23 protein-coding genes are annotated in these 24,036 nt (G+C 46.0%); 13 read left to right on the top strand and 10 right to left on the bottom strand.

The window, feature by feature from the left end:
- The 6 genes from RIG68_RS16705 to RIG68_RS16675 form a co-directional block, all read right to left on the bottom strand.
- Positions 1–498 (bottom strand): NUDIX hydrolase, encoded by a 498-nt coding sequence (locus RIG68_RS16705; RefSeq protein ID WP_350124647.1) that lies wholly within the window; start codon positions 496–498, stop codon positions 1–3.
- 26 nt (positions 499–524) lie between these two features.
- Entirely contained in the window at positions 525–1,238 is a 714-nt protein-coding gene (locus RIG68_RS16700; RefSeq protein ID WP_317490196.1) for a cell division ATP-binding protein FtsE, read from the bottom strand.
- A 2-nt stretch (positions 1,239–1,240) separates the two neighbouring features.
- The gene (locus tag RIG68_RS16695) at positions 1,241–1,444 is read right to left on the bottom strand and encodes a fructose-6-phosphate aldolase (RefSeq protein ID WP_350125783.1); all 204 of its coding nucleotides are present in this window, start codon (positions 1,442–1,444) and stop codon (positions 1,241–1,243) included.
- 45 nt (positions 1,445–1,489) lie between these two features.
- Positions 1,490–2,146, bottom strand: a complete 657-nt coding sequence (gene fsa, locus RIG68_RS16690) for a fructose-6-phosphate aldolase (RefSeq protein WP_152000509.1) — start codon at positions 2,144–2,146, stop codon at positions 1,490–1,492.
- Positions 2,147–2,374: 228 nt separating this feature from the next.
- Complete coding sequence (locus RIG68_RS16680) at positions 2,375–2,608, bottom strand: hypothetical protein (RefSeq protein ID WP_350124644.1); 234 nt, start codon at positions 2,606–2,608, stop codon at positions 2,375–2,377.
- Positions 2,609–2,635: 27 nt separating this feature from the next.
- Positions 2,636–2,797 (bottom strand): hypothetical protein, encoded by a 162-nt coding sequence (locus RIG68_RS16675; protein ID WP_350124641.1) that lies wholly within the window; start codon positions 2,795–2,797, stop codon positions 2,636–2,638.
- A gap of 84 nt (positions 2,798–2,881) precedes the next feature.
- Here RIG68_RS16675 and RIG68_RS16670 point away from each other — a divergent pair, with 84 nt between their 5' ends.
- Positions 2,882–3,433 carry a GNAT family N-acetyltransferase gene (locus tag RIG68_RS16670; protein WP_350124638.1) on the top strand — a complete coding sequence of 184 codons (552 nt, stop codon included), beginning with the start codon at positions 2,882–2,884 and terminating at the stop codon, positions 3,431–3,433.
- Here RIG68_RS16670 and RIG68_RS16665 read toward each other — a convergent pair.
- Positions 3,419–3,895 carry a hypothetical protein gene (locus RIG68_RS16665; RefSeq protein ID WP_350124635.1) on the bottom strand — a complete coding sequence of 159 codons (477 nt, stop codon included), beginning with the start codon at positions 3,893–3,895 and terminating at the stop codon, positions 3,419–3,421. The two genes, RIG68_RS16670 and RIG68_RS16665, sit on opposite strands and share 15 nt — an antisense overlap.
- Before the next feature lie 64 nt (positions 3,896–3,959).
- Positions 3,960–4,541: a PepSY domain-containing protein gene (locus RIG68_RS16660; protein ID WP_350124632.1), complete on the bottom strand. Its 582-nt coding sequence runs from the start codon at positions 4,539–4,541 to the stop codon at positions 3,960–3,962.
- A gap of 191 nt (positions 4,542–4,732) precedes the next feature.
- On the opposite strand from RIG68_RS16660, the gene RIG68_RS16655 reads away from it, so the two are divergent.
- The 5 genes from RIG68_RS16655 to RIG68_RS16635 all read left to right on the top strand — a co-directional run bounded on the left by RIG68_RS16655 (position 4,733) and on the right by RIG68_RS16635 (position 9,464).
- The gene (locus RIG68_RS16655; protein WP_152000514.1) at positions 4,733–4,852 is read left to right on the top strand and encodes a 30S ribosomal protein THX; all 120 of its coding nucleotides are present in this window, start codon (positions 4,733–4,735) and stop codon (positions 4,850–4,852) included.
- Between the two features lie 90 nt (positions 4,853–4,942).
- Positions 4,943–5,671 (top strand): outer membrane beta-barrel protein, encoded by a 729-nt coding sequence (locus tag RIG68_RS16650; protein WP_350124630.1) that lies wholly within the window; start codon positions 4,943–4,945, stop codon positions 5,669–5,671.
- A gap of 275 nt (positions 5,672–5,946) precedes the next feature.
- On the top strand, positions 5,947–6,207 hold the full coding sequence (locus tag RIG68_RS16645) for a hypothetical protein (RefSeq protein WP_152000516.1): 261 nt from the start codon (positions 5,947–5,949) through the stop codon (positions 6,205–6,207).
- Positions 6,208–6,449: 242 nt separating this feature from the next.
- Complete coding sequence (locus RIG68_RS16640) at positions 6,450–8,372, top strand: ATP-binding protein (protein WP_350124627.1); 1,923 nt, start codon at positions 6,450–6,452, stop codon at positions 8,370–8,372.
- Positions 8,373–8,378: 6 nt separating this feature from the next.
- Positions 8,379–9,464 (top strand): alkaline phosphatase, encoded by a 1,086-nt coding sequence (locus tag RIG68_RS16635; RefSeq protein ID WP_350124624.1) that lies wholly within the window; start codon positions 8,379–8,381, stop codon positions 9,462–9,464.
- Positions 9,465–9,530: 66 nt separating this feature from the next.
- Here RIG68_RS16635 and RIG68_RS16630 read toward each other — a convergent pair whose 3' ends face one another.
- On the bottom strand, positions 9,531–10,373 hold the full coding sequence (locus RIG68_RS16630) for a T9SS type B sorting domain-containing protein (protein ID WP_350124621.1): 843 nt from the start codon (positions 10,371–10,373) through the stop codon (positions 9,531–9,533).
- Between the two features lie 90 nt (positions 10,374–10,463).
- Entirely contained in the window at positions 10,464–11,744 is a 1,281-nt protein-coding gene (locus tag RIG68_RS16625) for an aminotransferase class V-fold PLP-dependent enzyme (RefSeq protein WP_350124619.1), read from the bottom strand.
- Between the two features lie 231 nt (positions 11,745–11,975).
- Here RIG68_RS16625 and RIG68_RS16620 point away from each other — a divergent pair, with 231 nt between their 5' ends.
- The 7 genes from RIG68_RS16620 to RIG68_RS16590 all read left to right on the top strand — a co-directional run bounded on the left by RIG68_RS16620 (position 11,976) and on the right by RIG68_RS16590 (position 24,034).
- On the top strand, positions 11,976–12,674 hold the full coding sequence (locus tag RIG68_RS16620; RefSeq protein ID WP_350124616.1) for a hypothetical protein: 699 nt from the start codon (positions 11,976–11,978) through the stop codon (positions 12,672–12,674).
- A 167-nt stretch (positions 12,675–12,841) separates the two neighbouring features.
- Complete coding sequence (locus RIG68_RS16615; RefSeq protein ID WP_350124613.1) at positions 12,842–13,165, top strand: PadR family transcriptional regulator; 324 nt, start codon at positions 12,842–12,844, stop codon at positions 13,163–13,165.
- Positions 13,166–15,766, top strand: a complete 2,601-nt coding sequence (locus RIG68_RS16610) for an ABC transporter permease (RefSeq protein WP_350124610.1) — start codon at positions 13,166–13,168, stop codon at positions 15,764–15,766.
- Positions 15,767–15,775: 9 nt separating this feature from the next.
- A complete protein-coding gene (locus RIG68_RS16605) occupies positions 15,776–18,409 on the top strand; it encodes an ABC transporter permease (RefSeq protein ID WP_350124607.1) in 2,634 nt (877 codons plus the stop codon).
- A 3-nt stretch (positions 18,410–18,412) separates the two neighbouring features.
- On the top strand, positions 18,413–21,016 hold the full coding sequence (locus RIG68_RS16600; protein WP_350124604.1) for an ABC transporter permease: 2,604 nt from the start codon (positions 18,413–18,415) through the stop codon (positions 21,014–21,016).
- Complete coding sequence (locus RIG68_RS16595) at positions 21,013–23,586, top strand: ABC transporter permease (protein ID WP_350124601.1); 2,574 nt, start codon at positions 21,013–21,015, stop codon at positions 23,584–23,586. Before RIG68_RS16600 ends, RIG68_RS16595 begins: the two co-directional genes overlap by 4 nt.
- Positions 23,587–23,698: 112 nt before the next feature.
- Positions 23,699–24,034 carry a PadR family transcriptional regulator gene (locus tag RIG68_RS16590; RefSeq protein ID WP_350072186.1) on the top strand — a complete coding sequence of 112 codons (336 nt, stop codon included), beginning with the start codon at positions 23,699–23,701 and terminating at the stop codon, positions 24,032–24,034.
- Positions 24,035–24,036 lie beyond the last annotated feature (2 nt).

Genomic DNA, 24,036 nt, shown 5'->3' with positions numbered 1-24,036 from the left:
CTACTTTGACACGATTACCTTTCCTTCAATGTCCTCAGTCATTCTCAGCAGCTCAAGGTTTTCGTTGAAATCGGCCTGGAAAGCGAATGGCTTACTTTGCATCACATACTGGTAAATATGCCAGTCTGTTTCGGGGGTAGGCATGTCCGGCACCTTGTCAAGGGCTATCCATTCAAGGGTGCCCTCGTTACAGAGTGGTGGCGGAAGGCGGTCAATGTCTGCCACGTACACAAAGCTGCACCAGTTGTATTTGGTGGGAGACGTTTCCACAAGGATTCCACAATACTGCATGTGAGACAGCTTGATGCCTGTTTCTTCTAAGGTTTCTCTTATTGCTGCCTCGTAGGGGCTTTCAAAGGGATCGAGCTTGCCTCCCACTGGCGTGTACATGTCCTTGTTGGGCTCTTTCAATCTTTTGAGGAGAAGAAACTCCTCCTGATGACGCAGTATACAGAGCACAGCTGTTCTCTTCAGTCCCTCGGTTACTGATGGCTTCATGGTTAAAAGTAAGCAATTTGAGAAAATTAGAAGTCTTCTGTGGAGAGGCTGAAGCTGTCTTTTTTGGAGTCGAGTAAACGCCCGGCCTCACATTTGAGCACCCGCCCCGGATATTTTTTCAGAAAGGCGTGGTTGTGAGTCGCCATCAGAATGGCCGTGCCACTGTTGTTGATTTCCAGAAAAAGTTTGAAAATGCCATCAGAAACGTCTGGGTCAAGGTTTCCTGTGGGCTCGTCGGCCAGTAGTATAGCAGGCTCGTTGATTAGCGCCCGGGCAATTACTACCCGCTGCTGCTCGCCACCGGAAAGCTGGTGGGGCATCTTGTTGCCTACTGACCCCAGGCCTACTTTCATCAATACTTCTGACTCACGGGCTTTCATTTTGGATCGGTCAGTCCATCCAGTGGCTTTCATCACGAAGTTGAGGTTTTCGGAGACGGTTCTGTCGCTGAAAAGCTGAAAGTCCTGAAATACGATGCCTATTTTCCTGCGAAGGTAGGGTACTTTTGAGCTTTTGATGTTTCGGATAGAGTGACTTGCCACTGTGGCGTCGCCAAGTCTTAAAGCAAGGTCGGCATAGAGGGTTTTAAGCAACGACGATTTCCCGCTTCCTGTTCTGCCAATCAGGTAAACAAACTCACCTTTTTCAATCTCAAATGTAATGTCATTCAGCACTGTGCTGTTCTCCTGAAACACAGTAGCATTACTTATCGCAACAACGGGCTCAGAACTAAATGACATTTTCAGAGGCTTAGCTTTTGGAGCTTGCCAAAAGGCAGCTCAGTGATCAATTTTTGAAGCGCTTCTTCCTTCCCCTCCAATCCGTACTTTTCAATATTTTTCAGAGGCCTGTCGGCTCTGAAATAGGCAATAAGCACAAAATCATCATCCCTCAGCTGGATGTAGTCAGGAATTTTGGCCTTGCCCTTCACTTTAATAATATACATATCTTCAATGGTAGATGAAGATACAACTGCTGAGACACTCATTTGTTAGGAGTTGCCCTTTTTGTAGTCGGCCAGAAACTTCTCCAAACCGCTGTCAGTCAACGGGTGCTTCAGCAGTGCTGTGATAACATTAAGCGGGCAGGTAACCACGTCGGCGCCTATTTCAGCACACTTGATCAGGTGCATGGTGTGGCGAACTGAGGCTGCCAGTATCTGAGTTTCGAAGGCATAGTTGGTATAAATCTGCACCATTTGCTCAATCAGGTCAAGGCCGTCGTGAGAGATGTCGTCGAGTCTTCCGATGAAAGGAGAAACATAGCTGGCTCCAGCCTTCGCTGCCAGAATGGCCTGGCCTGAGCTAAATACCAATGTGCAGTTGGTTCTGATGCCTTCAGCAGAAAATGCTTTGATGGCTTTCACACCGTCACGAATCATAGGAACCTTTACCACAATTTTATCATCGATTTTGGCAAGCTCTTTCCCCTCCTTCATCATGCCTTCGAAGTCGGTAGAAATAACTTCGGCACTTACGTTGTCGTCCACAATCTTGCAAATGGCTTTGTAATGAGCCAGGATATTTTCTTTGCCTGTGATGCCTTCCTTGGCCATCAGGCTTGGGTTGGTGGTTACACCATCCAACACGCCCAGGTCGTTGGCTTCTTTGATCTCGCTAAGGTTTGCTGTGTCGATGAAAAACTGCATAGTATGAGGGGTTTTAAGAATGCTTACAAAGCTAGTTAATCTCTGCTAAATTGTAAGGAGGGAAATAAAAAATGGCAAACCGAATATCGCACCGCTACAACCGCTTACCCTTGCTTCCTTCCGGACCTGGGGGATTCAGCAGGAGCTGGTCGTACCGATTTGCCGCTGCAAAGTTATGGAATTATTAATGGTAAAATCAAATAGAAAACAAACTTTGATGGGATGGCCTTATTCCACCAGGCCTTTGAGGTACAGATTAAACTCTAGAGGACTGCCGTCTTTGAATTCATCCGCCGCCAGGTCTTCAAAAATATCTTTGTCAAATACCCTTTTGGTTTTTTCTATTTGTCCGTTAGAATGGACAATGAGTTCTGTGCCCCTGAGGCTCTCCGGGTTTACCTGAACAAGTATTTTGAAGCCTTCTAGCTCTTTTTTGAAATATTGATGGATAATGTCTTTCATACCTGCAGTAAAGGTATGAAATGGAAACTACAGATCGTCTATTCTTCTGTAACTGCTGTCTCGCCTGACAGCCACATCGTAAAATGTATCGTCGTCGTCCGTGTCGTCACTGGTTACAACCACCGTCTTTTCGTATGTGTTGTCCCACAAGTCAAAGTATAAATCGTCTAGTTCTCTTTCTGCTTCCATGTGCTATTGTTTTAAAGCAAGGTATGGTTGGTGGTTTACAACTATCGAAATTATTTTTTAATCTTAAGTGAAATATTGGTAACAATGACCGCACCTCAAGTGAAGGAACAGTTTGAGACAGAAAGATTGAAAATAAGAAAGATCGTGCCCACTGATACGCCACATGTGTTCGATACCTATGCATCGGTTAAAAAATCGACCAGATACATATCGTGGCCTACTCACAAGTCCGTAGAAAAAGATACCCTGCCTTTTGTAGACTATGCGCTACAAGCATGGAATGCGGGCACCGACTTCACTTACCTGATTTTTGACCTGACTGGCACCCCTGTTGGCTCAATTGGCTTTATCAATGAAAAGGGCAGAGTGTCTTTTGGCTATATTCTTGGCCCCGCTTTTTGGGGCAAGGGCTTTATCGTGGAGGTGCTGAACGAAATGCTGCCCTGGTTTGCCGCCCAGGTTTGGGTGTATCGCTTGTGGGCCTGCTGCGATGTGGACAATACCGGCTCGAAGCGGGTGCTGGAAAAGGCTGGCCTTCAATTTGAAGGGCGAATTGCCGATTGGGCCATATTTCCTAATCAAAAATTCAAGAGCAAAGACTGTTTCTTTTTTTACTATCCGTTAAAGAAGAGGTAGCTTTTGCAGCGAGGGCTGAGTAGCATCGGAAATATTCACTTTGTCGAGTAGTTCATCCTCCAAAGCGGACGCCCATGTTGTGAGATACTTCACCACATCGTCTCTGTGGTTGTGGCGAAGGTTCCGTTCGGTTAGGGGGAGCTTGCAAAGCACTTCCTGGTCAGAAAGCCTTTCGAGGTGAACAAGGTCTTCCCTGTCAAGTCCTGCGCTGAGCATTTCGCTAATGAGCAAGTCCATTGGCATGCCGCTGGTGGGGCAGAAGTCGTTGATTTGATCCGCCCAGTCGCCATGGCCTCTCATCGCATAGGCATGAATATCGGCCCTGGTTAGCTGGGTGATTTCCTGGGCCAAATTGCCGCAGTTGCAGCTTCCCATATGGCCCCACATGTAGTTGTTGCCCTTTTTTAGTTTTTCGGCTGTATGCCGAATCGCTTGGATCAGTGCCACATTTGCTCTAGCCATTCTTCTCTATTTTTGAATTGAAAATTTAATCATCTCATAGCGATTTTGCTAACATCGGGTGAACCTAATTTGTTTGCCTTCTCATCACTTTGGGCCCATACCAAAGCCAAAAGCCAGTAATGGTAAACACGAGAAGAGCCAGACCGATAACTGTAGTATAAGCAAGCTTAAAAAGGCCTTTCTGCCAACCGAAGGTGTCGTCGACGATGGAGCCGTCGTGAATATGTTCGATCAAATCCGACAGCCGGGTTTCGGTATGCAGTATCTCGCCGGTAGTGCAGTCGATTTGAAAACTTTGGTAGTGGTCAGCGAAAAGGATTTTTACTATTCCTTTGCCAGGGCGGACGTCCAGCCTGTCAATGGCTGGCGATAGGCTGGCATCCACGGAATCACGAAGATAGTTTTGGGCAATTGTCATTAGTTCACTCATTGGTTTCCATTCCTGCTGGTTAGCTGATTGCCCGGTTCGGGTTTTGGCCAGGATCAAATCGCCCGAGTGTTTTTTCCACCCGAGTAGCAGGCCTGATATGGAAACAAAGAAGAAGAATACGAAGAGGAATGCCCCAGTTAGGCGATGCACCTTTCGGAAAACTCTCAACACTTTTGCTTGCGCCTTGCGGGATGTGTTGGCTTCGGAGTTGCTCATTTTAATTTCCTTATCTGTTTCTGCGAAACTATCGGATACAGGAATTTATTCCCTTCCGGCTATGGAAATTGTGAAAGGAACTTGTGTGTTCATGGCCAGAAACAGGCAATGGTACATTCGTCGTGAAGGAACCACTAAAATTTGCTAATATTGCACTTCAACTTAAATTTGCACCGCAAAACATAATTACAATGGGAAGAGGAGATAAAAAGACTAGAAAAGGAAAAATTACAATTGCTTCTCACGGCAATTCCAGGCCGGCTAAAGAGAAGAACGAGAAAACCAAAATCCAAAGTCCTAAGGAGTCGTAAGCTCTTTAAAGGTTTTCGGTACTTATGAATGTCTCATAGGAAAGACAATAAATCTTGCCTTTGAGACATTTTAATTTTAAAGGAATCCAAATGAGGCTTTTTCGGATTTTCATCTTCATTGCGGCTTGTCTGTCTGAATTTTCTGTATCTGGCCAGGAAATAGATAAAGCGGCTGCAGCCCCCACTGGTGGCAGTAAAGGAGGAGCATGGGGCTATTTTGGGCTCCGAGGTGGGGGGCATTTCAGCCAAGTGCTTTTTAGCGATACGTTCAGGCCTGTGAATATGCAGACGAGCTTTGTTTACGGCAAACAATATGGTGCTGTTGGAAAGCTCTTTCTGGCGGAACATGCGGGTATTCAAGTGGAAGTGAACTACATCGAGAAGGGATACAAGCAGCTGTTCGACTCTGGTTTTTACAGCACTAAAATGAACTATGTGGAGGTTCCCCTGCTGATGAATGCCTACCTGGGGAAGCAGAAGACCCAATTTTTTGTTAACATGGGGCCTTATCTTGAAATATTCATCAACCAGAAAGACGATCTGCTTGGGCTGGTACAAGATGGAGAAGAGTTTTATCGGTTCAATCCCAAAGTGGATCGAACCATGGGCTATGGCCTGAGGGCATCGGGAGGGCTCAACAGACTTTTCAGCTTTGGGCTGATACAGTTGGAAGGGGGCCTGGAGGTCACGATTAGCGATATGATTTTTTCAAACAGACTCATTTCTACTATCCCCGACAGCTCCAAGCACCTGGTAGGCTTTGTGTCTTTGGCCTACATGATTCCCATAGGCAAAAAGCCTGACACTGACGGACAGTAATCCCCACGTTTTCAAATTTACATCACAACCAGAAAGAAAGCAGCACCCCCGCTATCGGTACGTGAGGCTGAGTTCGTTATGGCCCCTTTTTGCCGATCTTAAAAGATTCGCCCAGAGTTTTTGAAGAAAAAGAGTACCTGCAAGTGGTTACGAAATCGTTTGCTGAATTAAATTTGTGTTAACATTATTTATTATTCTTTGTATATTATCTAATGAAATGATTAATTTTGTGCGTAATTAATAAAAATATCATCACTCTATTAAGCATTACTATTATGGCTACTTCGGCTAATGAGAAAATTGAGATGGCTTGCGTTGAGGCACGTGAGAAACTCGCACAACTAGGGATTGAAGAGAAAATTCAAGCGGAGCTGGACTGGGTACTTGGAAGTTTCAGGAATGACCAAAACTCGTCTGGATTGTATGAGATAGGAGCAAAGGCCTTGAAGGCACTTGTGAAATATAAAAAAGACAAACCCAAAGCCATCACCAAGAAAATGATTGATGAGCTTGAAAAAGCATTGAAAGCGAAATAAAATATTTTCTACACACAGAGCTGTTTCAATCGACAGTTGCGAATTTGGCCGTAGACCAAATGTCGATATTTTGAAAGCGAACCTCCCTTTTAATCAGGCTCGTCAGTCAACTATCGTTGAAACAGCTTTTTCTTCACTTCCCATCCCAAGACTTCACAAACCTTTAATCACAGTTCTGTTAGGTACTGTATCATAATTGCTATTTTTGCTGTGTCAGTGATTTTAGGCGCACCCATGCTTCAATGAAAGGAAGGAAGATGCTTTTTATACTATTGTTCTTGATGAGTGGGTCGGTGCCCCCCTTGTTTGGGAAACACTTTTATCAGGAACCAGCGAAACCATCTCACAATTACGTCTCGCTTGTCGACAGCATTAATCATCTTGCCAGCGTTTTTCTTAGAACGGAGCCTGATTCCGCACAAGCATTGATCATCGAGGCACTGGAAGTCTCCCGACAGTATGACTACACCGCAGGCGTTGCAAGGGCTTTATTTCTACAGGGCAACTACTATCAAAATAGAGGCCAGCTTGAGCTGGCATACAGGACTTTTTACGAGTCGCTTCAACTACATGAGGCTCAGAAGGATAAAAAAAGTGTTGCGGAATGTTATAATAGTATTGGCGATGTTTTCAGGAGACAAAGGAACTACAGGGAGGCAAGCAGAAACTACGATTTATCCTTTGCGTTAGCCAACGAAATAGGAGACTCGGCGCTCGTTTCGGAGAATATCAATAATTTTGGGGACGTTTTCAGAGATCAAAAAGACTACAGTTCGGCCATTCTTCGGTATAACGAAGCGCTCGAAATTGACCTAAAAATAAACAATGGCTACGGCGTAACCGATGGCTACAATAACCTGGGTGACGTGTACCTCTACCTGGAAGACTATGACCAGGCCATATCATACTACAATCGTGCACTGAGGCTGGCCGAGTCAATGAATAACCAGCTGGAGGTGGCAGACAACCTCAATAAACTCGGCCGGGCTTATGCTGCAAAAGACGATCTGGAAACTGCTTTGTTTTACTCGAAGCTGGCAGCCACGGTAAGCGGCAGAATCAGGCTTACCGAGGAGCTTATGGAGGCCTACTACAGCCTGGCGGAGGTGTACCAACGGGTGGGCAGATACGACAAGGCACTTGAAAGCCATATGCTGTATTCCAAGTTTCAGGACTCACTGCTCGACGTCAGGTCCGTTCGCAAAATATCAGAACTACAGTTTTTGTTTGAATCGGAGAAGAAAGACAGTGAAATTCTATTGAAAGAAGCAGAGCTGGAAACACAGTCTGTTCAGCTCAAATGGCTGATTACGGCGGTGATACTGCTGATCATTTTGGCACTGGTGTTTTATAGAAACTACATTTCAAAGCAAAGAGTTAACAACAAGTTGATAGCTCAGCAGGAGGAAATCAAACACCAGACCGAAAGCCTGGAAGAAAAGAACCGGCAGCTAAAGATCATCAATGAAGAAAAAAATGAGATCATTGGCATGGTGGCGCACGACCTGAGAGCTCCAGTCAATCAGGTTATGTCGGTGGTAAACCTTATGCACTATGAAAAGGAAGCCTTTTCCGACGATATGGTTTCCTATCTGAGTATTATGGAACGGGCCACAACGAGGATGAAATTTATGGTGAGTGAGATTCTTGATGCAGAAGCGATAGAAAACTCCACTTTCAACATGGATATTGAAAATATCGACCTGCGTGAAATTATTGAAGAGGAGAAAAAGAATTACCGGTTATATGCCGATAAGAAGAAGTTAAAGCTGACTACTGAACTAGTGGGAAGCCCGGCTTGCGCCAGAGTTGACAAAAACATTTACAGGAATATAATAGAAAACCTTCTTTCCAATGCACTGAAGTACTCTCCGGAAGGAAAAGAGATCAAGTTGATCCTCAGGTTTGAGGCTGACAGGGTTGTCACTTCAGTGAAAGACGATGGCCCCGGGCTGAGTGATGAAGATATGAAGAGGGTTTTCGGAAAATACCAGAGACTAAGTGCTCAGCCAACGGGAGGGGAGGAAAGCATAGGACTTGGCTTGTCGCTGGTGAAAAAATTCACTGAAGCCATGAACGGAGAGGTGTGGTGCGAAAGCGCAGAAGGAAATGGTGCCGAATTTTTTGTGTCATTTGAAAAAGTAACTTCCAATTCAAACAAATAAACATCAATGTATCTAGCTAAAAGAATTCTTGTGCTGCTGTTAGTAATAGTGGCATCCTGCAATCCTCCAAAGGAGGTTCCCACCCAGCCTGAGAAAAAGGCCGTGAAGAATATAATCTTTATGGTAGGCGATGGAATGGGATTAACCCAGGCAACCGCCGGTCTTGTTGCCAACGACTTTAAGCTTAATCTTGAGCGGGTGCAGTATGTAGGCCTAAGTAAAACTTTTTCCAGTGATGCACTGATAACTGACTCAGCTGCTGGTGCCACGGCTTTTTCTGTTGGTGAGAAAACCTATAACGGAGCCATCGGTGTGATGCCTGATTCAACTTCCAGAGAAACAATTCTCGAAACTGCCGGAGCCAAAGGCCTTGCCACTGGTCTTGTTGTAGTATGCACCATCACCCATGCCACTCCTGGCTCTTTTTATGCCCACCAGCCATCGAGAAACATGCACGAGGAAATTGCTTCTGACATGATCGATTCGCCTGTCAACTATTTTGTTGGCGGTGGAAGAAAGTACTTCGCCGCTCGCAAAGACAGCACCAGTATATTACCTGCTTTGGAGGAAAAAGGCTTCAGTTTTGTAGAAAGCCTGGAGGCATTCAAGAGTAGTACATCGGAAAAAATTGGCTATTTCATCGCTGACGGAGAGCCTGCTCCCGTGGCTGAAGGCAGAGGCCCTATTTTGAGCGAAGCTGTAGAAGCGATGCTGCCAAAGCTGGCGAATGACCCTGAAGGCTTCTTTTTGGTCGTAGAGGGTTCCCAGATTGACTGGGGAGGCCATAACAACAACTCTGAATACATCACCTCTGAGATGATTGACTTTGACAACGCCATAGGTAAAGTGCTCGACTTCGCAGCCAAAGATGGTAATACACTTGTTGTGATCACTGCCGATCATGAAACCGGAGGATACTCTTTAACCGAAGCGGAGGATCCCTGGAAGTTCGAGCCTAAGTTTACCACAGGCCATCACACAGCTACCATGGTTCCTGTGTATGCTTTTGGTGCAGGGTCTGAAGCTTTTGCTGGTATTTACCACAACACAGAGATTTACCACAAAATGATGAAGGCCTACGGCTGGAAATAACTTGCCAGGTGTTTTGAGCTTCCGGCACGTCTTCGCTGGAAGCCCAAAACAGTTGTTTTAAAATTCTTACCTGATAATACTCACTTCGCCTTTCCAAGTTTTGCCCTTTATAGAATTGGTAAGCGTATAAAAGTAGACACCTGATGGCCAGTCTCCGCCAGCCCAGTCATTTTGATAGTCTTCTGTTTCGAAGGCTGTTTTTCCATCTCTGCTCACTATCACCAAAGAAGACCTGGGCTTGATTCCTTTGATAAAAAATTCATCATTAAATCCGTCTTCATTTGGGGTGAAAGCAGATGGAATTATCAAAGGCTCTTCAATCAGGTTGAAATTATCGATAAGGATATTGCCATTGGTTGTGCGATTGCCTTCGGGCGTTGCCACAAACACCAGGTACCTCAAATTGTCCATTTCAGGTCTGATTACTTCCTCAAAATGTATCCACTCAGTGTTGTCTACCAGGGGAGACTCCCATAAAAGCTCCTCCGTAAGGCAGCTTTCTGTGCCCCCGTACACGGTAAGCTTGATCGGTCGGTTGACCCATATAAAAGTGCCATTGTCGTCATATCCCATGCTATCAGCGTGAGCCAGACTTACGCTGAGCACATAAGGAAAGCCTGTTATCATGGGAAGGTTGAGCCTGGTTTCCATGTCTTCCCTCACTTCGAAGGGTTCGACAGGAAGGCTCCGGGTAACGATACCCATATAGGTGTTGCCATCATCGGCAGGCAAGGTCACACCATATGAAAAAGGCTGGGTGTCAGGGGTGCTTTCCGACGAGCAAGGGTACCAGAAAGCTGGTGGTCGGTTCGGGCGATTGGCTCCTTCAAATGATTTGTTGTTGACCAGCTGGGCCCAGCCGGAGTATTGAAGCATGCAAGCAAATAATAACAATACCAGGTTTTTCATTCAGTTAAATACGGCCTGTGGCTTTTTGATTCAATGACAATGAAAATTTCCGGCTCTACACAATTGCCTAAAAGTAAGCAGAATTTAGACTTATTTTGAAACTATCTTGACCAAAGCCTCTGCTAGTTTATCAAGCTCTGTACTGGTGGTGTACAGGTGCGGAGCAATCCTGGCGCCCTGTATATCATCGTTGTCGATAGCCACAGTGAATACCTTGTACTTGGAATAAAGGGTATCTACCAGTTCATTCGGGGTCATTCCTTCAACACCTATATTGCAAATGGCATAAGACTGACCTTCTCCCAGAGGTGTGTTTATTTTTATTTTAGGCAGGCTTTTTACCCTACTCACCCAGTAGTGCTTGAGGTAGTTGAGCCGTGATGCTTTTAGCTCACTGCCAATGCTCTCGTGGAACCTGATGGCTGCTGCTATCGACAGTTGATTGGAACAGGGCTGGGTGCCAAAGTGCTCCAGCTTTTTGATATCGTCTTCCGCAAAATCAGTGTCTCCAAAAAGTGGCCAGATGTTGTTCACTTTTCCTTTTTTCACATAGAGTAGCCCATTGCCAAGAGGGGCGCACAACCATTTGTGAAGGCTACAGGCAAAATAATCGCAACCCAGTTCGGATATTTTGAATGGTAGATGGGCGAAAGCGTGCGCACCGTCCACAATCACTTCGATGCCTTTTCTGTGGGCCATGGCACATATTTCCTTGATTGGCAGCACCTGGCCTGTTAGGTAGGTCATGAACGACACCAGAATCACTTTCGTCTTGCTCGTAATAGCTTTTTCTATCAGCTGCACAACTTGCTCCTGCGAATCGGGGATCAATGGAAGTGAAACAATCTTCACGGGCGTGCCAAATCTCTTTTGTCGCTGGTCTAACGCCTGAATCATGCTTGGGTACTCTCTATTGGTACGGAGAATCTCCTCGCCCTCTTTCAACTTCAGCCCCTGAATGACGATGTTGAGCGATTCAGTGGTGTTTCTGGTCATGATGAGCTCATCGGTACCGCAGCCTGCAAAGTCTGCAAGCTGCTGCCGCAATGCGTCTCTTTCCTCAAACTGCTTCCGTCTCATATAGAAACTTGGCGACTCATTGATCATCCGCACGTTGTCAATTTGATCTTCCAGGGTCACATTGGCAGCGGGACTAAAATAGCCAGCCTCCAGGTTGATAAAATGTGGGTTTTGCACATAACACTGCTGCACCTGGTACCAAAACGATTCGTCAGCTACGAGATCAGCCTCGGACTTGCCAGAAGGTTTTTTTAATACAAGGAGGTTATTCTGCGAACCAGCCAACGGGAGAAATGCAGCACCAAGAGCCGCTTCACCGGTTTTTGTTAAGAATGATCGCCTGTCAATCATGAATATTTTTTATTCAATAAAGCAAATTCTGCCGAGGTAAGCACTGTCGTTTAGGGGTATGTTGCAGAAAGTTTGTCTTATAGTTACTTTCCAAGAAATACATAGGTTTCTTGTTTTCTGTATAAATACCACCCATGCATTAGCGGGTGGTATTTTTTATGCCCAATAGTTTCTCCAAAGACATATCTTAGCCAGCTAATATTGCGTTATATTTCAAAATATTTTTCCTATTTGAACTACATCATTATGCACCTTAACACGCTGCTTTTTACGGCACTTCTGGCTTTTCTTTTTTCTCCAGCTTTTTCGCAATCTTTTAATGGACGAAACCTTGCAGATCACATGCTGATCAAGATAAAGGATAAAAGTCTATACCAGCAGGAATATCCTGTCGATGGTTCTCCTTACTTAAATCCAGAGTTTGTAGAGGGCGAGGTGTACACCACCAAGGGGAGCTATACCGGGGTGCCGTTGCGGTACAATATTGACTCAGATGTGATTGAGTTCAGTCAGAACGAAGGAGTTTATGTGCTTGACCCGGAGCCGAGGATAGAGAAAGTGGTGATAGGAAAGTATGTGTTTGTGGTGGACAAAGGAGAAGCGATAGGTAAAATGGATAACAGCTTTTACCTTCGGCTTGACAGTGGTAAAGCCCAACTTTTGATGAAAAAAGCTGTTTCGTTCAGAGAAGCTCAGCCGGCCCAGGCCATGCAGGCGGCGTCCACCCCGGCCAGGTACCAGAAAATGCCGGATCAATACTTTTACAAGATTGGTGATGGGGGAGTTGCTAAGATAACCAGCATAAAGAAATTGATAGCAGAGTTTCCTGACAAACAGGAAGAGCTCAGTGCTTTCGCTAAAAAGGAGAAGATATCTCCTAAAAATGAGAAGGAGCTGATCAGCTTTTTTGAATATTATAATTCTTTGTAGGCTGGCATAGTATATATTTCTTCCAGCCGGCCCCACTTTAATCATTGCCTCGCATTTCCTTTGCAAACAGGAAATAAATAATTCTCATATCATTTGGTTTTAGGAATCAAATGTGTTTAAATTAGATTTGGTTTTAGGAATGATATAACGAAACGATTATATACGATATGAAATTAGGAGCATTTGAAGAATTGGTATTACTGGCAGTGGGTTCGCTTGGCGAGGAGGCCTATGGGGTGGCAGTCAAGGAAACACTTCAGCAAAAAATGGGGAAGAACCCCAGCATTGGGGCCTTACACTCGGCGCTCTACCGGTTGGAAGATAAAGGCTGTGTGACCTCCGAAGAGGGTGGAGCCACCACCGAGCGTGGGGGGCGCCGGAAGAAATTTTATAAGCTGACGGCCTATGGCATTACTATGCTGGAGGATGCCAACCAGCTGAGGATGGAATTTGCCAGGCAGGTGCCCGGCTTGAACCTTAGCACGGAATAAATGCCCGCCAAAAATCCACGTCCTCCCAAACTCGCCGACCGCTTCCTACAGTGGTTCTGCTCCGAAGAAGTGCTGGAAACACTTCAGGGGGATTTGTATGAGCTGTATGAGAAAGGGAGGGAAAAACATGGAAAGCTCTGGGCCGATTTTTACTTCATTACGGGGGTGATAGGTGCTTGTCGGCCGTTTGCCTTCAAGAGAATTAAGCATAGGTCAAACTCAAATATTTTCATTATGTACAACAACTATTTTAAAATTGCCTGGCGCAGCCTCTCCAATAATAAGGCATATTCGGCGCTCAATATCTCTGGGTTGGCCATCGGGCTGGCTAGTGCCATTCTCATCATGCTTTGGGTGGGCAACGAATTGAGTTACGACACTTTTCATCCAAATGCTGAAAGCATTTGTAGATTAACAGCCGATGCGGGAGGTGGGTTTAACGCTGCGGTAAGCCCTGCTGGCATGGCTCAGGGGCTTCAAGCTGAAATGCCCGAAATAGAGGCAACGGTTCGTTTGAGCAAACCAGTGACAGCCCTGTTCGAATATGATGAAAAGAAGTTTGAAGAAACCAGGGTGTTTTACGCTGACTCAAATTTTCTACAGGTGTTTGCATTTCCCCTCGTAAAGGGTAATGCAAAAACGGCCTTGGGCTTTGCTGAGGGAGTGTTACTGACCGAATCCACAGCAAGAAAGTACTTTGGTAAAGCGGATGCGATCGGTAAAGTAATAAGAAAGGACAACAACAGCACCTTCACTGTGACTGGTGTACTTAAAGATGTGCCGGTCAATTCACATCTTCAGTTTGATGTGATATTGCCGATGGCAAGTCTTGCGAAGACCAACTCCGACCTAATTAACAAGGTCTGGGGCAATTTCAATTTCTACTCCTACCTGAAGTTCAATGAAAGTGTGGTTTCATCGCCAGAAGGTATTGGGCGCATGGAGGCAAGAGTTGACGATATATGGGCCAGTAAAGGGATGAATTTCCAACCCAGGTTTCATCTTCAGCGGCTCACCGATATCCATCTTCATTCTGACTTGCAGATCGATTTGCCCGGACATGGCAACGTGCAATATGTCAATACCTTTTTCATCATTGCCATCTTTATCCTGGCGGTGGCTTGCATCAATTTCATGAACCTGGCTACGGCACGCTCCGCACGCCGAGCCAGGGAAGTAGGGCTCAGAAAGGTGGTCGGTGCAACCAGGCAGCAGTTGGTTGGGCAATTTCTTACTGAGTCTGTTGTTGTTTCTTTTATCTCGCTACTGCTAGCTATTGGATTGGTATACCTGTTCCTTCCTGTATTCAATAACCTGGCCGATAAAGCTCTCCGGTTTGATCTCAGTAATACCCGATTGCTTGGCGCTCTTCTGGTTGTAGCATTTCTTACTGGCATCGTTTCGGGTAGTTATCCGGCACTTTTTTTGTCCAGCTTCCGGCCTATTGCTGTTTTGAGGGGGAAATTAAAGCAGGCAGGAGGGAACTTCAATTTCCGCAACAGCCTGGTTGTGTTTCAATTGATCATTTCAGTCTCACTTGTGGTGGGCGCAATAGTCAGCCACAATCAGTTGACTTTCCTGCGTAATAAAAATCTTGGGTTCGATAAATCTAATTTATTGTACATGTCCATGAAGGGCGATTTATGGAGTAAAAAGGAGGTGCTGGAGACTAGGCTGGAAGAAAGCCCACTCTTTAGCGATTTTACAGTCGTTTCTGATTTGCCCACGAACCTTGTGACCGGTAATATAGATGTGACCTGGGAAGGCAAAGACCCTGATTCAAAGATTGTGATTCCAGACATAAGAACGGACGAACACTTTCTCGATGTCTTTCAAGTAGAACTGATAAGCGGGCGGAACTTTTCAGAAGAGTTGACGACTGACGAGAACAACTTCATTGTCAACGAAAAGGCTGTGCAAGTGATGGGTTTCGATAAAGAAACTGCAATCGGTCAACGTCTTTCTTTCAACGAGCAAAGGGGGATGGTAATAGGTGTTGTCAAGGATTTCAATTTTAAGCCACTTCAGTATGCTATAGAACCGCTGGTGCTTCGTATCGGCGGGGGTGGAATTGTCGTCGTGCGAATTCCCGCAGGAAAAACAGAAGAAGCTATTGCTAACCTCGAAGCCATCAATGAGGAGCTTAATCCAGCCTTTCCACTGGCATACAGCTTCGTTGATAAGGATTTGGACAACCAATACCGGGGCGAGCAACGCATCACCGCTATATTCAAGCTTTTCACAGTGCTGGCCATCTTCATCTCCTGCCTGGGGCTGTATGGCCTGTCGGCTTTTATTGCCGAGCAGCACACCAAGGAGATTGGTATTCGCAAAGTATTAGGTGCCTCCATGATGGGGTTAGTCAATCTTCTGCTACATGATTTCATGAAGCTGGTTGGCATAGCCTTAGTTATTGCTATCCCATCCTCCTGGTACCTGATGGACAAATGGCTGCAGGATTTTACTTACCGAATAGACATCGCCTGGTGGGTTTTTCTTGGTGCTGCCTTCTGTGCCGTTGCGGTGACCATACTTACAGTAAGCTACCAGGTGATTAAAGCGGCTTTGATGAATCCGGTAACAAGTCTGCGCTCTGAATAATAAGTCAGGATGAAGAACAAAGCCCCAAATCCACCCCGCCTCGCCAACCGCTTCCTGCAGTGGTTCTGCTCCGATGAAGTGCTGGAAACACTTCAGGGGGATTTGTATGAGCTGTATGAGAAGCGGCGGGAGAAGAGCGGGAAGATGTGGGCAGACTTCTATTTTATTACTGGTGTGATCAGTGCCTGCCGTTTATTTGCTTTCAACGGAGAAAAACGAATTAGGTCAAACTCAAATATCATTGGTATGTACAGGAATTATATAAAAGTGGCATTTCGCCAACTGCTGGCAAGGAAGTTTTATTCAGCGATGAATATTTTAGGCCTGGTTGTCGGGTTGACGAGCTCTATTTACATTTTGCTTTATGTGCAGCATGAGCTAAGCTACGATGGCTTTCAGGAAAAAGGAGATAGAATCTATCGGGTAATATCCCGGTTTACCGACTCAGGCATTGAGACAGACTATCCATCCACGCAAATACCGCTTGCTACGGAACTACGGGAGAGGCGGCCCGAAGTGGAACTGGCAGTTCGGATTGTAGAAATTGATAAAGCGCTCATAGAAAGTGAAAACCACAACGTTCGGCAGTATGAAGAGAACTTCTGCTATGCCGAACCCACTGTTTTTGATCTGTTTACTTTCAAGTTTATAGAAGGCGATCCCGGCACGGCTTTGAATGCGCCAAATACCGCTGTCGTCACAAGTTCTACAGCGAAAATTTACTTTCAGGAAGAAGACCCAATTGGACGAACCTTTCGGAATGGTGACAATGGAGATGTTTACCAGATCACCGGCGTGATAGAAGATTTGCCGGAAAACTCACACCTCAAGATCGATGCGCTCCTATCATACGCCACCTTCCCAAGCGAGCAATTTTCGGATTGGGGTGGCTGGTTCCCAACTACCTATTTGTTGTTGAAAAGCGCTGATCAGCAGGGCGTGGTGGAAGGAGCATTGGCAGACATTGTCGATGAGTTTGTGGCTCCGCAGTTTGAAGATTTTGGAGTGACAGTCAATTATTGGTTGCAACCACTCGCAGATATACACCTCGCATCAAATTTTGGCGACAGCCAGGGAGAAAGCAGCGACGTGGCCTACATCTACATTCTTTCTGTTGTTGGTTTTCTTTCTCTGGTGCTTGCCTGTATTAACTACATGAATTTGGCTACAGCCCTTGCCTCAAAAAGAGCCAGGGAGGTGGGAGTTAGAAAAACCATGGGGTCTTTCCGAAAGCAGCTCATCAGTTTGTTTCTCGTAGAGTCGTCACTTACCTCGTTCATCGCCTATGCCATCAGCATAGTACTGGTTGTTGTCCTCCTTCCTGCTTTTAATCAATTGGCCGACAAGCAAATAACGCTGGATTTTTTGATGCAGCCCCGGATTGTTGCCGGGTCACTGTTGGCGATGCTATTCGTGGGAGTCGCTGGCGGTTGGTACCCCGCTTTCTACCTGTCAGGTTTCAATCCTGCCAAAGTATTGAAAGGCAATAGCGCTAACAGTAAGTCAAATGGCACCCTGAGGAAAACGCTCGTCGTTGTTCAGTTTTCAGTGTCCATCGCTATGTTGATTAGTACACTGGTTGTCTATGATCAGCTCAGCCACATGCAGAAGGCAGACCTTGGTTTCAGGGGCGATCAGGTAGTGTCGTTGCAAATGCCCGATTCGCTCACCAAATCTAATTATCCGGTGCTACGCAACAGGTTGAAGGCTGAAGCAGGTGTTTCTGAGGTCTCCTCGTCTTCTGCCAAACCAGGAAGTGATGTATTTTATAGTCTGATGAATATTGATAGCCCGGAAGGAATGATTAACAGGGGTGTCGATTTTTACTGGGCCGACTACGATTTTCTTCAGACCATGGGTCTTGAAATCAAAGAAGGGAGAAACTTTTCGGGACAGTTTGCTACCGATACCATGGCCGCTTTGGTAAATCAGGCGATGGTTACCCGAATGCAGTGGGACGACCCGATTGGCAAGCACTTTGAATTTGAGGACGGTGACGACGACACACCAAATCCGGCTTACACTATCGTTGGCGTGATAAACGACTACCACCAACAATCTCTCCACAGCCCCATTTCGCCTCTGGCCATATTTTTCAAGCAGAGCAGCGACCTCGTCGATATAAAGATATCAGGTCAGGACATTGCCGGTAATTTGGCGGCGATTGAAGCTGCCTGGGCGGAGGTGAATCCTGGCAAGCCGTTTTCCTACAGCTTTCTCGACGAAGACTTTGAATCGCAGTATTATGCCGACGAAAAAAGAGGGCAGGTATTCACACTATTTTCCGTATTCACGATGGTGATTGCCAGCCTCGGCTTGATCGGCCTGGTCGCCTTTACGGTGGAGCTGAAAATAAAAGAAATAGGCATCAGAAAAGTACTGGGTGCGTCGATTACGCAACTATGGGCCATGCTTTGCAAAGAGTTTTTGGTATTAGTTGGCGTCGCATGTTTCATAGCAATGCCCATTGGCTATTATATCATGTATAAATGGCTTCAGAATTTTTCGTACCGGACCGACATAGGCTGGCACGTCTACGCAACTGTAGGGCTTGGGTCATTATTTCTGACCCTGGCAATTGCCAGTTATCACGCTATTAAAGCTGCGTTGGCTAATCCGGTCAATGCACTTAGAACAGAGTAATAAATGAGCCACAAAAACATATACCCACCCCGCCTTGCCGACCGCTTCCTGCGGTGGTTCTGCTCCGAAGAAGTGCTGGAAACACTTCAGGGGGATTTGTATGAGCTGTATGAAAAGCGGAGGGAGAAGAAAGGAAAGCTACTGGCGGACATTTACTACGCATTCGACGTGCTGAGCGCACTTCGCCCCTTTGCATTTGAAAAGAAAAGGTCAAACTCAAATTATACTGGTATGTTACGCCACACTCTACTCATCTCTTTCAGAAGCTTCTTAAGGTACAAGGCTTCCTTTTTCATCAACCTGACAGGGTTATCCATCGGCCTGCTGTCAGTGATCCTGATCTATCTGTGGGTGCATGATGAAATGTCTTATGATAAGTTCCATGTTAATAATGATCGACTGTTTCTCATCCAAAGAAACATCAATGCGGGCAATGGAATCATAACAACACCTGCTAATTCCACACTCCTGCCTGAAGCGCTAAAGAGCGAAATGCCCGGGCTGGAATATGTTGTGCCAGTTCGCCCTGTTCCTCCCGCCGTAGTATCTTCTGAAGGCGAGTTCATGAAGGCCAACGGATGGTTTGTCGGGAAGGATTTCCTCAATGTTTTCACTTACAAAATTATATCAGGAGATCCCGGAAAAGTGCTCGTGGATAAGTATTCAGTGGTTATTTCTAAGGAGCTCGCCATAAAACTTTTTGGAAGCCCTGAAAAGAGTTTGGGTAAAATGGTAGAGTGGGATCTGGATGGTTTCGGTGGGACACACATAGTGTCCGGAGTCTTTGAAAAACCAGACGCAAATGCGTCAGAGGAATTTGATTTTTTGGTGACTTATGAGGCGTTTTTAGAACGGAACCGAATGGATGTCAATTGGGATAGCAACCCCATCATGACTTATCTCACTTTAAGGCCCGGTGTGGATGTCGATGAATTCAGTGTAAAACTTAACGATTTTTATAGTGAAAAGAGGGGCTTGGAAATCGCTGATTTCTCTCATATGTTTCTTCAGAAGTTCTCAGACAGCTATCTGTATGGGCGTTTTGAGAATGGTGTCGTTACAGGAGGTCGAATTGACTATGTGATCTTATTTTCCATCATCGCAGGGATCATCCTGGTAATAGCCTGTATCAATTTCATGAATCTTTCTACCGCAAGAGCTTCAAGGCGCCTGAAGGAGGTGGGCATCAAGAAAGCGTTTGGTGTTTCGAAAAGAGCGATTGCACTTCAGTATCTAAGTGAATCAACATTGCTGGCTATTATTTCCCTGGTCATCGCTTTTGTGCTGGCTTTTTTGTTGGTACCCCAGTTCAATTCCATAACAGGTAAGCATCTTACACTGGCTGAAGATGGATGGGATTTGTTCTTTTTTGGCTTTTCAACAGTATTGATCACTGGCCTTATATCAGGTAGCTATCCTGCATTATACCTGTCAGGGTTGAAGGTGGTAGAAACCCTAAAGGGAAAACTACACACCCGTGGTGGCGAACTTTGGGTTCGTAAAGGATTGGTTGTTTTTCAGTTTGCAATTTCCATTTTGCTAATCACTGGTGTTGCTGTGGTTTATATGCAGTTGAACCTGGTGCAGACGAAAAATCTGGGATTTGAGAAAGATCATGTCCTCACTTTTTCCTGGCCTAGAAAGCAGAATCAAGACATGCAGCTCTTTCTTGAAGAAGTAAAGAATACTCGGGGCGTAGTTAATGCCAGTAGCATATCTGAGCCTATTGTCGAAGTAAGAAGCACCTCTGGTGGGCATGCCTGGCAGGGGCAGGCTCCATCGGAAAATGAAATACAATTTGCCGGATTAAATGTTAACTATGGTGCATTTGAAACGCTTGGAATTGAAGTAGCCAAAGGTCGTGTGTTTTCGAAGGAATTTGGCGACGAAGAAAACTCCATTGTTTTAAATGAAAAAGCGATTGAATCCATGGGATTGGAGGATCCTGTTGGTAAGTGGATGGATCTTTTCGGGAAGAGGCATAAGATCATTGGAGTAGTGAAAGATTTTCATTTTCAATCCATGCATGAGTCGATCAAACCAATGTTTGTCGTCCTTAACCCAAAGTATACTGGCGTTGTCAACATTCGGATCAAAGCAGATTCAGGGAGTGAAACAATTGCTGCCATTCAGGACCGGTATCAGGAGCACAATGCCGGTGTCCCTTTTGAATTTAAGTTTTTGGATGACGCCTATCAAAGTTTGTACGCATCGGAGCAGCGGGTAGCAGACCTGTCTGGGTATTTTGCTTCGATTGCAATAGTCCTGTCATGTTTAGGATTGTTTGGCATGGCAGCCTTCGCTGCGGAGCGCAGACAAAAAGAGATCGGGATCAGGAAGGTACTGGGTGCGGGCGTTTTCAGTATTATAAAGCTTCTTTCAGGCGACTTTGCCAAAGTGGTAATGTTGGCCATTGTCATCTCTTTACCAGTAAGCTACCTGATTGCTAAAGAATGGCTGGACAGCTTTGCCTACAGGATTGCCCTGGAGTGGTGGTTCTTCGCATCGGCTGGGCTTGTCGCCTTGCTCATCGCCAGCGTTTCTGTAGGCAGCCAGACTTTAAAGGCGGCCACTGCCAATCCTGTAAAATCACTTAAGACAGAATGAGCTCGCCTTTTAAAACCCCACACCCACCCCGCCTGCCCGACCGCTTCCTGCAGTGGTTCTGCTCTGAAGAAGTGCTGGAAACGCTTCAGGGGGATTTGTATGAGCTGTATGAGAGGCGGAGGGAGAGAAGGGGAAAGCTGTGGGCCGATATTTACTACGCATTCGACGTGCTAAGTGCACTTCGGCCATTTGCATTTGAAAGGAAAAGGTCAAACTCAAATTATACAACGATGTTTCAACATTACTTAACCATTTCGTGGCGAAACCTTCGGGTCAACCGCCTCTACTCGCTTCTTAATATATCGGGGCTGGCCGTCGGTTTAACCTGCGGCATACTTCTGCTATTGTGGATTTCGCATGAGCTGAGTTATGATACTTTTCATAAAAACCAGCCAAACATCTACCAATTGATGCGTCATGAGGTAATGAGCGGTGAATACTTCACAGGCGATGTTACGCCTGCACCATTAGGGCCGAGCCTCAAGAGTGGCATGCCCGAAGTAGTTTTTGCTACCCGTACGCTTGGGGCTGGCAAACAGCTGGTGAACGCAGGGCACGAAAACACCTATGAAGCGATACTTTATGCGGATCCCGATTTTTTTAACATAATGACCTTCCCGTCTGTTACGGGGAATGCTATAGAAGCTTTAAATTCTCCCGGCAGTGTGGTCATTACCGAGCGAACTGCCAAAAAGCTATTTGAGCATACAGACCCAATAGGAAAGGCGATCACCGTTAATAATACAGACGAATTTTTGGTGGCGGCAGTTGTTCGGGATGTCCCAACCAATAGCTCGATCCGATTTGATATCGTTATTCCTTTCAGTACCTATGAGCAAAACAGAAAGCTTAAATGGGATAATAATTCCTTCCAGACATGGATAATGCTTGCTCCGGCCACGGATTTGCTTGCTTTTAATGAAAAAATAGATGGCGTGGTTGAAGAGCATTTGGACAACGAAGAGGTTCATTTGTTTGCTTTTCCCATCGAACGCCTGCACCTCTATGGCCACTTTAACAATGGAAAGCCCGATGGTGGCAAGATAGTCTTTGTGTACCTTGTAGGAGCCCTGGGAGTGTTTATTTTGTTGCTTGCCTGTGTGAACTTTATGAACCTGGCCACGGCACGTTCTGAACGGAGGGCAAAGGAAGTGGGGATCAGGAAGGTGATAGGGGCGCAACGAAGGATCATTGTTGGCCAGTTTTTAACTGAGGCAATGATGATCACTTTTTTTGGCCTGTTCTTAAGCATTGTAGCGGTCAACCTCCTGTTGCCATCATTTAACGAACTCACAGGTAAGGACCTGTCAATGTCACTTGCCAACTGGCAACTATGGTCGTCTGTGTTGGCTCTCGGCTGGGTTACCGGCATGGTGGCTGGGAGCTATCCGGCATTTTTCCTCAGTGGCTTCAAACCTGTACAGGCCGTAACGGGTCTGGGTAAAGCTGGAAAGGGAGCTTCCATTTTCCGTCGTGCGCTGGTAACGTTTCAATTTTTTGTGTCCATCTTCCTGATTATATCCACCATTGTCATTTATGTCCAACTCGACCACATTCAGGGCCGGCCACTGGGATACGACCAGGAAAACCTGATCGAACTACCGGTGCGTGGAGACATGGCCAAAGCATTTGATCTTTTTAAGAATGACCTGCTACAAGTGCAGGGCGTAACGGCGGTATCTGCCGGAGGAGATAATCTCATCAGGGTAGGCGGAGGCCTCACTGGTTTTCAGTGGCCGGGAAAGGGGCCCGACGAAGATTTCCCCATCAACATTACCTGGGTGCATTACGATTGGGTGGAAGCAAGTGGCTTGACAATGGCAGATGGCAGAGATTTCAGCCCGGCGTTTGGCGCCGACTCCCTGGCTTGTTTAGTCAACGAAACCGCCGCCAGGCGAATGAGGTTGGAACAGCCTGTGGGAACTCACCTGGGCGACAATAATTACATTGTGGGTGTGGTAAAGGATTTTGTATATAATGACCCCACCAGTGATCCCGAGCCCCTTGTAATTTACCTTGGAACTAACCGGATCAGCCATATTTTTGTGCGCTTTCAGAACGACCAGGACTGGCAGAAGAGAATTGGTCAGATTGAGGAAATATTCGGGAGCTACTTTCCGACTTATCCCTTCGAAATGCATTTCACCAAAGATGAGTATCAGAAGCGCTTTGAGGTGATTCGGTCAATGCGTGGTATGGCCATTCTTTTTAGTGGATTAGCCATCTTCATCGCCTGTCTGGGCTTGATAGGTCTTTCAGCTTACGTGGCCGAACGACGAAAAAAGGAAGTGGGTATTCGTAAAGTGCTGGGTGCCACAATTTCGAATATAAGTATCGCTCTTTCTGTGGATTTCCTTAAGCCTGTAATTTTGTCCTTTCTTTTGGCAGCGCCCCTGGCTGGATGGCTGTTTGACACGGGATTGGACGATATTGACTACAGGATAGAGCTCTCCTGGTGGATATTTGCCCTTGCCGGCGGGCTGGCTTTGTCGCTGGCACTCCTCATGGTAAGCTACCATGCTATCAAGGCATCCACTGCCAATCCTGTAGAGTCCCTGAGAACTGAGTAATCTCTAAAAACAATTTAGGCTGGTCGCAGACACTTTTGAGATATGTTATACTTTATATAACATATCTCAACTCTTTCCGTATATTTGTTATACTATATATAACTAATGGCAAATGGAAAAGGAATACATCGGTGAACTGGAAGAGTTGGTGTTGCTCTTGATCGTTATGCTGAAGGATGATGCCTACGGGCTGGCCATCCGCAAAGCATTGAAGGAACAGGCGAGCCGCACGGTAACCATTGGGGCTGTGCATGGGACAGTGAATCGCCTGGAGAGCAAGGGTTTTATTGAATCGAGGCTTGGTGGTGCCACCGAGGAAAGAGGTGGCAGGCACAAAAGGATTTTTAGCCTCACAGCCTCTGGCAGGAAAGTGTTGGAAAGGAGCCGTGATGTGAAGGTGAATTTGTGGAGGCAGATTCCTGAATTGGCCATCAATAAGCTGGGATAATA

The organism is Imperialibacter sp., assembly GCF_040222385.1.
In the GTDB taxonomy this organism is placed as follows: Bacteria; Bacteroidota; Bacteroidia; order Cytophagales; family Cyclobacteriaceae; genus Imperialibacter.
This window is presented reverse-complemented; position numbering and strand designations above follow the sequence as displayed.

Excerpts from the sequence above, each read along its gene's own strand:
- RIG68_RS16610 (WP_350124610.1), top strand. The coding sequence starts at position 13,166 with ATGCCCGCCAAAAATCCACGTCCTCCCAAACTCGCCGACCGCTTCCTA.
- RIG68_RS16670 (WP_350124638.1), top strand. The coding sequence starts at position 2,882 with ATGACCGCACCTCAAGTGAAGGAACAGTTTGAGACAGAAAGATTGAAA.
- RIG68_RS16665 (WP_350124635.1), bottom strand. The coding sequence starts at position 3,895 with ATGGCTAGAGCAAATGTGGCACTGATCCAAGCGATTCGGCATACAGCC.
- RIG68_RS16655 (WP_152000514.1), top strand. The coding sequence starts at position 4,733 with ATGGGAAGAGGAGATAAAAAGACTAGAAAAGGAAAAATTACAATTGCT.
- RIG68_RS16595 (WP_350124601.1), top strand. The coding sequence starts at position 21,013 with ATGAGCTCGCCTTTTAAAACCCCACACCCACCCCGCCTGCCCGACCGC.
- RIG68_RS16680 (WP_350124644.1), bottom strand. The coding sequence starts at position 2,608 with ATGAAAGACATTATCCATCAATATTTCAAAAAAGAGCTAGAAGGCTTC.
- RIG68_RS16640 (WP_350124627.1), top strand. The coding sequence starts at position 6,450 with ATGAAAGGAAGGAAGATGCTTTTTATACTATTGTTCTTGATGAGTGGG.
- RIG68_RS16660 (WP_350124632.1), bottom strand. The coding sequence starts at position 4,541 with ATGAGCAACTCCGAAGCCAACACATCCCGCAAGGCGCAAGCAAAAGTG.
- RIG68_RS16705 (WP_350124647.1), bottom strand. The coding sequence starts at position 498 with ATGAAGCCATCAGTAACCGAGGGACTGAAGAGAACAGCTGTGCTCTGT.
- RIG68_RS16645 (WP_152000516.1), top strand. The coding sequence starts at position 5,947 with ATGGCTACTTCGGCTAATGAGAAAATTGAGATGGCTTGCGTTGAGGCA.
- RIG68_RS16630 (WP_350124621.1), bottom strand. The coding sequence starts at position 10,373 with ATGAAAAACCTGGTATTGTTATTATTTGCTTGCATGCTTCAATACTCC.
- fsa (WP_152000509.1), bottom strand. The coding sequence starts at position 2,146 with ATGCAGTTTTTCATCGACACAGCAAACCTTAGCGAGATCAAAGAAGCC.
- RIG68_RS16635 (WP_350124624.1), top strand. The coding sequence starts at position 8,379 with ATGTATCTAGCTAAAAGAATTCTTGTGCTGCTGTTAGTAATAGTGGCA.
- RIG68_RS16675 (WP_350124641.1), bottom strand. The coding sequence starts at position 2,797 with ATGGAAGCAGAAAGAGAACTAGACGATTTATACTTTGACTTGTGGGAC.
- RIG68_RS16695 (WP_350125783.1), bottom strand. The coding sequence starts at position 1,444 with ATGTATATTATTAAAGTGAAGGGCAAGGCCAAAATTCCTGACTACATC.
- RIG68_RS16625 (WP_350124619.1), bottom strand. The coding sequence starts at position 11,744 with ATGATTGACAGGCGATCATTCTTAACAAAAACCGGTGAAGCGGCTCTT.
- RIG68_RS16700 (WP_317490196.1), bottom strand. The coding sequence starts at position 1,238 with ATGTCATTTAGTTCTGAGCCCGTTGTTGCGATAAGTAATGCTACTGTG.
- RIG68_RS16590 (WP_350072186.1), top strand. The coding sequence starts at position 23,699 with ATGGAAAAGGAATACATCGGTGAACTGGAAGAGTTGGTGTTGCTCTTG.
- RIG68_RS16605 (WP_350124607.1), top strand. The coding sequence starts at position 15,776 with ATGAAGAACAAAGCCCCAAATCCACCCCGCCTCGCCAACCGCTTCCTG.
- RIG68_RS16615 (WP_350124613.1), top strand. The coding sequence starts at position 12,842 with ATGAAATTAGGAGCATTTGAAGAATTGGTATTACTGGCAGTGGGTTCG.
- RIG68_RS16650 (WP_350124630.1), top strand. The coding sequence starts at position 4,943 with ATGAGGCTTTTTCGGATTTTCATCTTCATTGCGGCTTGTCTGTCTGAA.
- RIG68_RS16600 (WP_350124604.1), top strand. The coding sequence starts at position 18,413 with ATGAGCCACAAAAACATATACCCACCCCGCCTTGCCGACCGCTTCCTG.